Source organism: Erwinia sp. HR93, from assembly GCF_034555055.1.
GTDB classification, from domain to species: domain Bacteria; phylum Pseudomonadota; class Gammaproteobacteria; order Enterobacterales; family Enterobacteriaceae; genus Apirhabdus; species Apirhabdus apintestini.
This window is the reverse complement of the sequence record NZ_JAXUDP010000001.1, coordinates 3180758-3193256: the sequence shown is the minus strand read 5'-3', so window position 1 is coordinate 3193256 and position 12499 is coordinate 3180758. Positions and strand designations below refer to the sequence as shown.

Sequence of the window (12499 nt, the reverse complement as noted above, 5' to 3'; positions counted from 1 at the left end):
TTTTTGTTAATCGTCATCAACATCGTCAAGTTCGATGGGGGACTGGTAGTCATCCGGTTTGATGACCAGCAGATCGCAGCGCAGATGATCGATAACCTGTTCTGCTGTATTGCCAAGAAACGCCGCTGAGATTCCGGTACGCCCAACGGTGCCAAGCACTACGATCCCCGCCTGTAAATGCTCTGCCAAATCGGGAACAACTTCTTCAGGCAACCCTTTCTCAACGTGCGTCGTGTTTTCGCCAATACCAAATTTTTGGCGCAGTGCTTTCATGGCTAGCAGATGCTGGCCGCGGATAGCATCGTTATAAACGCTGGGATCAAAATCGGGAAGCTCAATAGCAATATTGATTGGCGTAACGGGATAGGCGCCTACTAAGTGTACGGCCGTGTGATTGACCTGTTCGGCAAGGTGCTGCGTTTCGCGCACTAACTTTTCGTTTAACGCATTATGGTACTCTTCATCGCTGGCCAGGTTAACGGCGACCAGGGCTTTACCGCCTTCCGGCCAGGGTTGATCTTTCACCATCCAGACCGGGCAGGGGCATTTACGCAATAAGTGCCAGTCGGTTGGCGTAAAAATCACGGCTTCCAGCCTGTCATGCTGGTGTGCCATTTTAAGTATCAAGTCATGTTGGTGGCTTAATACTTCCTGAATAATGGCCTCAAAGGGACGATTATGCCATATCACTTTGATTTCGATTGGAATACCTGCGTCAATGTAGTGGGCCGTACGCTGCGCGATAACGCCTTTACGCATTGCAGTACGTTCATCCGGCGACAATAACGTAGTCATTTCATAGGAAAAATCATAGATAGGCAGAAATGCTTTAATCCTGCCGCCAATCCGTTGATGCAGGTACACTGCACGCCGAAGGGCAGGTTGGTCATCCTGGTTTGCGTCGATTACGACCAGCATGTTTTGATACTTCGCCATACAGGGTCTCCTTACAACTGTTAAGCACAGTCTGTTCAGTAAGATTAACCTATATAACGAAAATGAAACAGTCTGGAAACTTCTGCCGGATCAATAAATCAGAAAATTTATTAACCGGCAGAAACGGTCAGGCAACGCTGCGCGCCTGGCCTGCAAGCTGGGACAGCATCTCGCTGTTTTCAATAGTGATGTATTTGCCTTTTACTGCGAGCATTCCGCTCTTTTGGAAGCGCCCCAGCAGGCGGCTAATAGTTTCAACCGTCAGGCCCAGATAATTGCCAATATCGCCACGGGTCATCGTCAGGCGAAATTCGCGCGGTGAGAAGCCACGCTGCGCAAAGCGGCGCGACAGATTATAAATAAAAGCAGCCAGGCGCTCTTCCGCATTCTTTTTGGAAAGCAGCAGGATCATATCCTGATCGCCTTTGATTTCGCCGCTCATTAACCGCATCATTTGTTGCCGCAAATTAGGCATTTTACCGGATAAATCATCCAGAGTTTCAAATGGGATTTCACAAACCATCGATGTTTCCAGTGCCTGGGCGAAGCTCGGATGATGATTGGTCCCGATAGCATCAAACCCCACTAAATCGCCGGCCAGGTGAAAACCGGTGATTTGCTCATCACCCTGTTCAGTGATGGTATAACTCTTGATGGTGCCAGAACGAATCGCGTATAGCGATTTTAACTCATCACCCGCTTTAAATAGGGTTTGCCCCTTCTGGATGGGCTTTTTACGCTCGATGATATTATCAAGCTGATCGAGCTCATGTTCATTCAGCGTGAACGGGATGCATAATTGGCTGATGCTGCAATCCTGGCAATGGATGGCACAACCGCCAGACTGAATGCGTCGGATAATGCGCTTTTCTGGGATCATAAGTATGCTCAGGCCTTAATTGATATGCGTCAATTTTAACATCTTTTTGCTTTACAGGTAAGAGTGGAAAACGAGCAAAAAGCGTGCACCTGACATTTTTCTCATTCTTTAGCAGGTTAGCTTCGTAAATATTCTTAGCCAGTAAGAGGTTATAGCAATAGATATCCTTCGTGGCGTAATAGCCACTCTTTTCGTGCAATGCCTCCCGCATAGCCTGTCATGGTACCGTTACTACCGATGACCCGATGACAGGGAACAACGATACTAATGGGATTCGCGCCGTTGGCAGCACCCACGGCGCGCGCAGCGCCTGGGCGCCCAAGCTGAGAGGCCAACTCGCCGTAGTGCATAACCTGTCCGCAGGGGATGGTGCGCAGCGCTCGCCAGACTTCACGCTGAAATTCGGTACCGGCTGTTGCCGTTGGCAGTGTCTCAATAATATGCAAATCACCGGAAAAATAATGTTGAAGCTTTACGCTTAACTCACCCGGGTTTCGACATAAACGCCGTTCGTAGCCTGAAGCGCGATAGTGAATATCCAGTGATTGCGCCATACGATGTCCATATTCTTCCCACTCAACGGCACGTAAATTGAACGCTTCATCGCACAAAATGCATAACGTTCCCATTGGGGTATCAATTTTATCTTCGAGGAGCGTAAGCAACTGATGTGTCCTTGTTTTTGCAATATCCGGAGGGCATAAGATAACACATCGCTTATTCCTGAAACCAGCGCAGGCTGCGTTGCAGCAAAACGAAATATGCGATCTATTTTCATGTTTAATGCTTAAAAGTGTTTCACGCGGGAAGAGATGTTCAGGGCGGGCTTTAGCTATGTTAAGATACCGTCACTTCTGCTCAATACAGTTATCGTCGAGCGTAAGTTATGCTGTTTTAGCGCGCAAAAAAATGAATGCTGATTAAGCAAAAGCGCGCAATTAATCTTTAGTTTTGCTTTCTTTTTACCCCTTAGGAATCGTGGGGCTTTATTATGTTGACAAATACATACCGCAATCAAATTCGTCTGCGTGGCTGGTCTGATCTAGAGCGGCGTTATCGGCTACCGATCATTATTTTTGTTTTATCCTTAATCGGGGCATTGGGCTGGTCAGCGTTTTATCATTACACGCTATTTATACAGGCGGATAGCGCGCGTGCAGCAGCCTTAACCAAAGCGCAAATGCAGGAAAAGACCATTCACGAACTGCTGCATCGCCAGCAGGTGCTTAGCGGGCAGGAGCAACAGCAGGCCAGGGAGTTGGCTGATGCCCGTGCCACAATTCGCCGCCTTCAGACTGAGTACGATAACTCACACTCTATGGCCGAACATTCTGCGCTGTAACGGTATTTAAAGCGGCTCTCGACGGTAACGCGCTATGTTTATATGGTATAGCGCGACGAATACTGGAGATAACACCGATGTCCCTGGACGATAAAACCGAGTTCCTTCATGCCATGGAGGAGAATGACGTCACTCCCTTAACAGCATGTTCCACAAACGTGTATTGGGCAAAAACCGTGCCATCGTCCAGGCGTTCGCGCACAGATATACGGCAATTAGATAATTTTCTTACTACAGGTTTTCTGGATATTGTTGCACTGGATACGCCGTTATTTTTTTACCGTGAAGGTGTGCAAATTGGAGTTCAGGATAAATTGCGCCTGGGTAAATATCCTCGGGAAGCTAGCCTGAATCTCATTCGACTTACGGTCGAAGAGTGTCGCCAGCATCTGTTTGAATTTATTCGCCGTAGCTATGCGGATGGGAAGCGTAATCTACTGATTATTCATGGGCGAGGGCGTAATTCACAGTCTCACGCAAATATTGTGCGTAGTTATCTGGCACGCTGGCTGCCAGAATTTGAGGAGATTCAGGCGTTTTGCTGCGCTCAGCCAAGGCACGGTGGAGAAGGTGCCTGCTATGTGGCGCTGAAGAAATCCCCGCAGGCAAAACTGGATAACCGTGAACGTCATGCTACCCGGCGCCGTATCTGACATTCTATGTGATAGCCCTGGCGGATGGCTGAATATGCAGCGTTCGCGGCCGCGAAATTTGGAATAGTATTCTGCACTAAGTTTACAGCAATAAACTATTTGTACCATTTGGACAGCATAAAAGATGCTATTAGAATAGTATAATTGTTTATAATGAATTAGCGCTGAGGAACAATATATTATTAATAAGAGCCAAAGCGTTTAATCTCACTAATAGGTCTGTAAAAATGTCTTTTTCTGTCCACCTCTACTTTTTCAATGTCGCTCATACTGGTATGTTGATAACCAATACATGGATATATGCCATACCAATTATCTTTGGACATTAGCTTCATCCAATTAGTATCAATGCCGGCCTTATTCCGCTTCTCGCCATTCTCAAGAAGGTACACAGACTGACCATAATTATGTAATAGTTTTTGATAATAATGACGTTGGACAATATAACTATTTGCCAGATAGGCAAATTCAACTTTATATGTATAATCCATTCTCTCTTTGATAATAAAATAACTTGCCGACAAAAATGCCACATCCCAATTTATATTTTGCAAATTCCTAAAGAAAGTATTCGTTCTTTCAGAAATATCCGGGTCGGTATTAAACATCATATCGTCTTCAAGGATGAGCACGTTCTTCCATTGATTGATTTGCGCCATCACTAATGCGCTGAGATGTGATTTGGCACAACCGAGGGCACCATTGGTATCCTCAATCGCTGCAAAACGGATGATTTTATCTTCGGGAACCCCGACTCTTTTTAATTCTGCTTCAATATGCTTTCTGCGATCTACTCGCTTTTCCAGATTAATATAAATAATTTTATCAATAAAATCCCATTGTATCATTTTCATTACCCTTCCATAAAATATGGTAGTTTAAACGAGTGTGCGGGGAAGTAGAGCGATAATGATTGTAATGGTTATATTTTGAGATTTATGCCCGTTAGCTTCATCTCGGCATAATGATGGCTACACAATATTACTAGATTACTAGATTACTAGATTACTAGATTACTAGATTACTAGATTACTAGATTACTAGTGGGAGAGGGTGTCGCCTTTCTAATATAGAATGGTTTTCTGCAGCTATTATGCCAGGCTGAATATATTGTTTGGTGAATAAACGAGGGTGTTTCTTATCATAATTTATTTGATTAAATAGCGAGGGGTAATTTTATATTAGAAATATAGGTTCAGTGATATAACTCATATTTCTAATGCTGCAATCTATTCAAAGTTTAGGTTACAGCCCGTTTTACCGTATGTAAGCCGCCTGCGAAATAAGTAAACAGCCTGTTATTTAATCCCGATGCCCAGATTGCTATACTGCGGTTTCGCGCTAAGTCAAAGGCAGCTAAAAGAAAGAGGGGCTATGAAAGTTAAACTTATCGCAGTGGATATGGACGGTACTTTTCTGAATGACCGGAAGCAGTACGACAAACAGCGTTTTCTTGAGCAATATGCAGCATTGAAAGCACAGGGTATTAAATTTGTGGTTGCCAGCGGTAATCAGTATTACCAGCTCGTTTCTTTTTTCCCTGAGATTCGGCATGAAATTGCTTTTGTTGCTGAAAATGGCGCGTTAATTTACGACAACGATATCCAACTCTGGCATGCAGAGTTGACCCATCAGCAATACCTTTCGGTCCTGAAAGCACTGGCAGAGTTCCCAGAAATTAATTATGTCGCCTGTGGCCTGAAAATCGCTTACGCTCACGCTAATGTGCCTCAGGCATTTCGCGATGTAATGCAACGGCACTATCATCGTCTGGCGTATTGCGAAGATCTTACCCAAGTGGATGATATTATTTTAAAATTCGCGCTGAGCCTGCCAGATGCGGATATACCTGAATTGGTCCAGCGATTGCACCACGCGCTTGATGGAATAGTTAAGCCGGTGACCAGTGGGTTTGGCTTTGTAGACCTGATTATTCCGGGCGCCCATAAAGCAGGCGGTATACAGAGGCTATTGGCTCGCTGGAATATTTCTGCGCAGGAGTGCGTCGCCGTTGGCGATAGTGCAAATGATATCGAAATGCTTTCTTTCGTTGGCTATCCTTTTGCCATGGAAAACGCGGTGAGTGATGTAAAAGCCGTCGCGCGTTACCAAACCTCATCTAATAATGATGATGGGGTGCTGCGTATTATCGATAAGATCCTGCATCAGGAGCCGCCATTTCAGACAGAACGGTAAGCGTAAATGGTGCAGGGGCTCACGGTGCCCGGCACCACCTTTACATAACCCAATTATTCAGAACTGCTAATGCATAGGATATTTATTACGCACATGTTCTCATGATTAAGGTACCGGCCATTAATCGTATTCAGCCTCATTTTTTCAATTATGAAAAATATAAAGAATATTGCTAGTGAGTAATTAAACGCCAGGTGAAGCCATTATGGCTGATTATTATAGCGTTGGATAATATTGACATCTGGTTTAAATAAAGCGGTTACTAAAAATTATTGATTAAACAGGGTGTAATAAGGGGCCAACAGTAAAGTAGTACAAAGCTATTGGTATAAATAGTGGTATATGATAAAACACATCGCGTGTGTAGCTATCGGAGACTCTTTTTCCGCAGTGATGAGAAGCAAGGGCGGAGAAAATTAATCTGCATTATGAGCGAATTATATAGCGATTTTCGTTATTCCTGGGTTTATGTTCCTCTTTCAATACGCCTTCTTGTTGGTGAACAACACTGGCGCACCGCGCTTTAGCCCCCATAGAAATAGTACTTTTAGCGCTTTAAACAGCGCGACTTTTCTGGCACGTATGTTTAAACAGCGACTACGTGATGGTTTAACTATTTCTCATTGAGTTAAAAATGCGTTACTGGATAATGTTAGGCTTGGCTATCTTAACTGAGGTTACCGGCACTCTTTCTATGAAATGGGCTAGCGAAAGTGTGAGGATGGACAGCTATGTATTTATGTTGTTTATGATTACGCTCTCTTACCTATTCCTGTCTTTTGCAATTAAACATATTGATCTTGGCGTTGCTTATGCGCTGTGGGAGGGTATAGGGATCACCGTTATCACTCTTTTTAGCGTATTATTTTTTAATGAAGCCTTATCATTATTAAAGGTTATTGGGTTAACCGTGTTAATTACCGGAATTATACTGATAAAAACCGGTATCAGAAAAAATAAAAATCAGCAAGGCAACCGCTATGTCGCTACTTGAATGGACACATGTTTTCTGGCTGATCTTAGCCGTCGTGCTGGAAATTATTGCCAATATTTTACTGAAGTTCTCTGACGGATTTCGCCGCTGGCTGCCCGGAATATTGTCACTGCTGAGCGTACTGTGTGCCTTTAGCGCGCTGGCGCAGGCGGTAAAAGGTATCGAGCTTTCGGTTGCCTACGCGCTGTGGGGAGGGTTTGGCGTTGCGGCCACCGTAGGTGCCGGTTGGGTTATGTTCGACCAGCGCCTGAACTGGAAAGGCTGGGCAGGGCTTATATTACTGGCTAGTGGAATGTTTTTGCTTAACCTGGCGTAATTTTTATGTAGCGGCTACTGAGCCGCTTTTGTCTTTTGCGCCGGTGCCAGCTCTGCAAGCTTATCGCGAAAAGCGGTAACTGCAATCGCTCGGTTATCCGCGCGCTCGCGATCGGAGGCGGCGGGCGCTGAACTTTGGATGGCTATTAATTGCCATCCTGCGTCGGTTTGCAACAGCAGGGGGGAACCGCTGTCTCCCGGAAGAGTATCGCAGCGGTGAGACAAAACATTTTGCTGCGGCCAGCCGGTTACCTGGCAATTTCGGTGGGTATACAGGGTGGTTAAATGATCTTCCGGATAGCCTGACTGAGTGACTTGCCTGTCGGCGGTTTTCAGCGCTTGCGTCAGCGCATTTTTATCGCCGTGGAATAAATTCAGCGGCGTGATACCCGAGGGTGCATATTGCAAAACAATGATACCAAAATCCCAGGCCGCTGCGGCAGGCGTTACTATCCAGCCATCACCGTCCGCTTTGAGTTTTTGTTTCAGGGTGTTAGAAACATAGCCTTGAATCGCATGTATTTCATATAACCACTCACCATTTTGGGCAATGAAGCGCAGCGCTACGGCTTTATCCGGGCGCCCACGCGGCGGCGTAAGCAGACAATGTCCGGCCGTTAGCGCCATATTGGCGGCAATTAGCGTCGCGGTACATAAATTACCGCTGGCGGTTTCAAGTTGTCCTATCGCATTCCATGGCGTGAGCATCGGCTTATCTACCGGTTCGCGGTCATCCTGACCAAAAAAAAGCGTTGTTATTTCGGCATTGGAGATCGTATTGGCCGTATCGGCAGCGAGGCTGCTTTGTGACAATAGATACAGAGCGCCCAGAACTACCGCAGTGGTTTTGCGCATATGACTCTCGGGAATAGCGTAGTGAATATTATCTCTGGGATACTATAGTCGGGAAGTGCGGAAAGTGGGAGTAAAATCAGCGCGCTATGCTACCGCTACCGGGAATAACTGCCAACAAACCCACATATGCCTGGCAGCGCCTGCGGAGCCTTAAAGCGGCGATAACGTCGCAGCAGCATAATACCGACGCCGTATTATTTTATTTGTACCGCCCGGTACCAGAATACAACATATCTGTTCATACGGTGGTCAGGCAGTGGGTTAAGCCATTTTATTAGCAGAATCTTTCAGCGTGATTTTTATGTGATATTTGACAGCCTGCGCCTTTTGAACTGCCTGTTTTGCGTGACGCTATTTTTAGCGCGCGGGCCTATTCAGTGTTTATATTGTACTGCGGTTTTAATCGGCGCCAAGGCAGTCTTATCTCAATCGAATGCCTTTGCAGCCCATCATTGTGGCGGTGAGCCGCGCGAATGTTTTTTCTATTACCGTATTGTCATCGTTATAAGGCATCGCACTTTTAAAAGAAGCGTGTCTGAATATATGCATCAGCCCTGTGACTTTTCGTAAGTATTTGGTATCGGCGTGTAACGAAATATATGGCAGGTGTAGGTATTAGGTGCTTAAAAAGTGTAGCCCAATGGCGAAAAGCGTCATTATCAGCAGCGCGCCAGCCACGCGCCGCTGAAGGAAAGTTATCCGGTGAAGATAACCGAAACACAAAGCAGACCGACAATCAGTGTTATCAGATTGCCTGGCGAGCGCCACGGCTTCAGCGCCGGGAAAATAAATGTAGCCAATGTTGGCATAATGAACAAAATAACGGCAATCATTGGCCCGCTTATTGCTGAAATCATTGAAATAGCATTTGGATTTATACAGCAAACGGTAAAAGTAATGGCCGATACGCCCATAATTGAAAGTGCGCGATTAAACGCACGGCTCTTTATGATGCCAGCGCGGTTTAACGTTGACTGCAGCATGGCTGTTGCTCCCTCAATCACGCCGAAGTAAGTCCCCAGGAACGATTTCGACATCGCGATAATGGCGACCACAATGCCGGATATTCCCAGCCATTTCGGCGCGGCTGGCATTGCAGAAAGGGCGGAAAGAATAGTCACTCCACTTTCTTTAGCATTCTGAATATTATCGGCAGGGATGGCCAGCAGACAACTAAACACAAAAAACAGCACGCTCAGGCAAATAACCAGGTAAGCGACCTTCATGATTTTTTTGCAGTTTGCCATGGCGTTCTCGCCGTAACGCTCTCGTCGGTCAATCGCGAAGGTTGAAATAATCGGTGTATGACTGAATGCAAACACCATAACTGGAATAGAGATCCAAATTTCATGCAGAGTATGTGGCGTAACCGTCAGTTGCTGCACAAAGGGGGCCACCTGCCAGCTACCGGTTAGCCAGACGGATAAAAACAGGAAATAAGCGATAAGAGGAAATACCAGAAACCCCATTACTTTAATAGTAATATGGCGCCCGGTCAGGAAAATCAGATTAAGCAAAGCAACGACAATGAAGCTCACCAGGATGCGAATACCCGTAGAGATAGCCATATGCCTGGCAAGCTGTTCTGTAAGCGAATTGGTAATCGCGACGGCATAAATCAATATGACCACGAAGAAAGCGACAAAATAGAGCGCATTCAGCGCCTGGCCAATTTTAGGGCCATAATAGTGCTTCATGGCGGCGGTAATGCCTTCTCCCCGCGGAGCGCCGGAAGTAAGAATGAACTGACACAAAGCCCGATGAGGCCAATACGTTAGCGGCCATGCAACCAGCGTGGTGATAAGTAAAACCATTGCACCCGCAGAACCTAACTGAACAGGTAAAAACAGCGTACCTGCTCCTACAGCCGTACCATATAAAGCAAAACTCCACAGAGTTTCGTCTTTCGTCCAAAATTTCGACATTATCTAAAGTTTAACCGTTAAGACCCAACAAATTGTCGGGCAATTTACCATAATTTCGCAATAATTTCCGGTCTATCTGTTCGCCGGAGCAGGTGCTAATCAGGGATATCGAGCGCTATATTTTACACCTTGCGGAGAGTGAGCCGGCGTCCGGCTAACAGTGCGGCAATCAGCAGGGCTGCGATAAAAGCCGCGACGCCGTGCCAGCCATATTTGTGCCAGAACACCCCGCCGCAGGTACCCGCAAGGCTGGACCCCATATAGTAACTGAACAGATATAACGATGAGGCCTGCCCCTTCGCGCGTCGGGCACGGGTGCCTATCCAGCTACTGGCAACGGAATGAGCGCCGAAAAAACCGGTGGTAAACAGCAGCATTCCGGCACAGATAACCCACAGCGATTGAGGCAGCGTAAGTATCAGACCGAGCAGCATCAGACCGGTGAAAAGTAAAATAATCGGCCCGCGGCCATATTGCGCACTTAGTGTACCGGCCTTTGGCGAACTCCACGTTCCGGTGAGATAAGCGACTGAAAGCAAACCCACCACCGCCTGGCTGACGTGCCAGGGGGCCTGCATAAGGCGATATCCGATGTAATTGAATAATGTGACGAATGCGCCCATCAATAAAAAACCTTCGACAAAGAGTAACGGCAAGCCGCCGTCGCGCCAGTGCAGCCGGAAATTAATAAACAGAGTACGCGGTCGTAATGGTGTGGGGCGAAAGTGGCGTGAGACCGGCAATATTTTCCAAAACATAAAAGCTGCGGCCAGTGAAAAACAGGCGATGATGGCGAGCGCTGCACGCCAGCCAAAAAAATCGGTAACGACACCGCTAAGCAGGCGTCCGCTCATGCCGCCGATAGAGTTACCGCTGATATAAAGCCCCATAGAAAACGCGACAACGCTGGGATGCATCTCTTCGCTCAGGTAGGTCATTCCAACGGCAGCGACACCGCTCAGCGCAAGTCCGGTTAATGCGCGCGTAATTAAAATGCCTTCCCAGGCGCTCATAAGTGTGGAAAGCAGGGCGCAGCCAGAAGCAAGCAGCAGAGCTGCTACCATTACGGGCTTGCGTCCCATAGCATCAGAAACAGGGCCGGTGAAAAGCATGCCCGCTGCCAGAAAGGCGGTAGTGACCGAAAGCGATACGCTGGCGCCCGCTGGCGTAATATTAAATTCGTATGATAACACCGGCAAAATGGGCTGTACGCAATATATAAGTGCGAAAGTGGCCAGACCGGCGGAAAATAGCGCCAGCGTCACGCGCATAAAGGCAGGCTGCCCGCGTTTTATATAATTGGAGGCGGAAGGGCGTGCGGCCGACTTCGCTAAAGTTGAGCGGTTCACGAATAATTCCCTGATAAAAAAGGTGAACGGAGGGGCTGACAATAGAATAAAAAGCGATAATTATTCTGTCTAATATATTACTCATCTCAAATAAGACGTTTTACAAATGAATATTGAGCTGCGCCACTTGCGTTATTTTGTCGCCGTTGCGGAAGAGCTGCATTTTGGGCGCGCGGCTATTCGGCTAAATATTTCCCAACCTCCTCTTAGCCAGCAAATTAAATTTCTTGAGCAGACTATCGGCGCACGTCTCTTCACGCGCACGAATCGTCGCGTTAGTTTAACCGTAGCCGGGCAGCATTTCTTAATTGATGCGCGCCAAATTCTGGGGTTGGTGGGGGCTGCCGCTGCCCGCGCCGGGAGGTTGCATCACGGTGAGAGCGGAGAGCTGCGGCTGGGTTTTACCTCATCAGCGCCGTTCATTCGGCCCATTTCGCAGGCGCTTTCGTCATTTCGCCGCAACTTTCCGGACGTGCATATTCAGACGCGTGAAATGAACACGCGTGCGCAAATAGCGCCGCTCCATGATGAAGAGCTGGACTTAGGCATAATGCGCAATACCACTCTACCCGATAGCCTTGCATGGGAACTTATCTTACGTGAGCCCTTGCTTGCGATGCTGCCTTCTACGCATCCGCTGGCGCGAAGCAATACCGTTTCGCTGGCGGCCCTGGTAAAAGAGCCTTTTGTTTTTTTTGACCCACGCGTTGGAACCGGCTTATATGATGACATTCTTGGCCTGTTGCATCGCTATGGCTATACGCCGTTTATCACTCAGGAGGTGGGTGAAGCAATGACAATTATTGGCCTGGTGGGCGCCGGGCTTGGTGTTTCTATTTTGCCTGCCTCTTTTGGACGAGTGGGATTAAAGGATGTGGTTTGGTTGCCTATCCTTGAACCGGACGCAGTCTCTGAATTGTGGCTTGTTTGGCCGCGCTACCGCGAAATGCCTGCCGTAGCGAAGCGCTTTGCCGCTCTGCTAACCGCTGAAACCGTAAGGGAATGTGCGGTGAATCACAAGCCGAAATAAAAAAATGCACCTGCCGCCGTGTCA

General features: G+C 47.2%; 13 protein-coding genes. 6 read left to right on the top strand and 7 right to left on the bottom strand.

What is annotated here, in order from left to right; genetic code table 11:
• Nucleotides 1-6 precede the first annotated feature (6 nt).
• From uspE to ogt, 3 genes are all read right to left on the bottom strand, one after another.
• Entirely contained in the window at nt 7-936 is a 930-nt protein-coding gene (gene uspE, locus SFA31_RS14925) for a universal stress protein UspE (protein WP_322838691.1), read from the bottom strand.
• Nucleotides 937-1063: 127 nt separating this feature from the next.
• On the bottom strand, nt 1064-1816 hold the full coding sequence (gene fnr, locus SFA31_RS14920) for a fumarate/nitrate reduction transcriptional regulator Fnr (protein ID WP_322838690.1): 753 nt from the start codon (nt 1814-1816) through the stop codon (nt 1064-1066).
• Nucleotides 1817-1965: 149 nt separating this feature from the next.
• Nucleotides 1966-2481 (bottom strand): methylated-DNA--[protein]-cysteine S-methyltransferase, encoded by a 516-nt coding sequence (ogt, locus tag SFA31_RS14915; protein ID WP_322838689.1) that lies wholly within the window; start codon nt 2479-2481, stop codon nt 1966-1968.
• A 326-nt stretch (nt 2482-2807) separates the two neighbouring features.
• Here ogt and SFA31_RS14910 point away from each other — a divergent pair, with 326 nt between their 5' ends.
• On the top strand, nt 2808-3158 hold the full coding sequence (locus SFA31_RS14910; protein WP_322838688.1) for a hypothetical protein: 351 nt from the start codon (nt 2808-2810) through the stop codon (nt 3156-3158).
• 77 nt (nt 3159-3235) lie between these two features.
• Complete coding sequence (smrA, locus tag SFA31_RS14905) at nt 3236-3811, top strand: DNA endonuclease SmrA (RefSeq protein WP_322838687.1); 576 nt, start codon at nt 3236-3238, stop codon at nt 3809-3811.
• Between the two features lie 182 nt (nt 3812-3993).
• Here the strand turns inward: smrA and SFA31_RS14900 are convergent, their stop codons facing one another.
• A complete protein-coding gene (locus tag SFA31_RS14900; protein WP_322838686.1) occupies nt 3994-4665 on the bottom strand; it encodes a glycosyltransferase family 25 protein in 672 nt (223 codons plus the stop codon).
• A 520-nt stretch (nt 4666-5185) separates the two neighbouring features.
• On the opposite strand from SFA31_RS14900, the gene SFA31_RS14895 reads away from it, so the two are divergent.
• The 3 genes from SFA31_RS14895 (at nt 5186) to mdtI (ending at nt 7317) form a co-directional block, all read left to right on the top strand.
• Nucleotides 5186-6007: a Cof-type HAD-IIB family hydrolase gene (locus tag SFA31_RS14895; RefSeq protein WP_322838685.1), complete on the top strand. Its 822-nt coding sequence runs from the start codon at nt 5186-5188 to the stop codon at nt 6005-6007.
• A gap of 634 nt (nt 6008-6641) precedes the next feature.
• Nucleotides 6642-7001, top strand: coding sequence for a multidrug/spermidine efflux SMR transporter subunit MdtJ (gene mdtJ / locus SFA31_RS14890; RefSeq protein ID WP_322838684.1), 360 nt, complete (start codon nt 6642-6644; stop codon nt 6999-7001).
• Nucleotides 6988-7317, top strand: coding sequence for a multidrug/spermidine efflux SMR transporter subunit MdtI (gene mdtI / locus SFA31_RS14885; RefSeq protein ID WP_322838683.1), 330 nt, complete (start codon nt 6988-6990; stop codon nt 7315-7317). The genes mdtJ and mdtI overlap by 14 nt, the downstream gene beginning before the upstream one ends.
• 14 nt (nt 7318-7331) lie before the next feature.
• Here the strand turns inward: mdtI and SFA31_RS14880 are convergent, their stop codons facing one another.
• The 3 genes from SFA31_RS14880 to SFA31_RS14870 all read right to left on the bottom strand — a co-directional run bounded on the left by SFA31_RS14880 (nt 7332) and on the right by SFA31_RS14870 (nt 11445).
• A complete protein-coding gene (locus SFA31_RS14880; protein WP_322838682.1) occupies nt 7332-8171 on the bottom strand; it encodes a serine protease in 840 nt (279 codons plus the stop codon).
• A gap of 695 nt (nt 8172-8866) precedes the next feature.
• Entirely contained in the window at nt 8867-10096 is a 1230-nt protein-coding gene (locus SFA31_RS14875) for an amino acid permease (protein ID WP_322838681.1), read from the bottom strand.
• Between the two features lie 122 nt (nt 10097-10218).
• Nucleotides 10219-11445 carry an MFS transporter gene (locus SFA31_RS14870; RefSeq protein WP_416208335.1) on the bottom strand — a complete coding sequence of 409 codons (1227 nt, stop codon included), beginning with the start codon at nt 11443-11445 and terminating at the stop codon, nt 10219-10221.
• Between the two features lie 106 nt (nt 11446-11551).
• Between SFA31_RS14870 and SFA31_RS14865 the strand changes: the two genes are divergently transcribed.
• Nucleotides 11552-12475 (top strand): LysR family transcriptional regulator, encoded by a 924-nt coding sequence (locus SFA31_RS14865; RefSeq protein ID WP_322838680.1) that lies wholly within the window; start codon nt 11552-11554, stop codon nt 12473-12475.
• Nucleotides 12476-12499 lie beyond the last annotated feature (24 nt).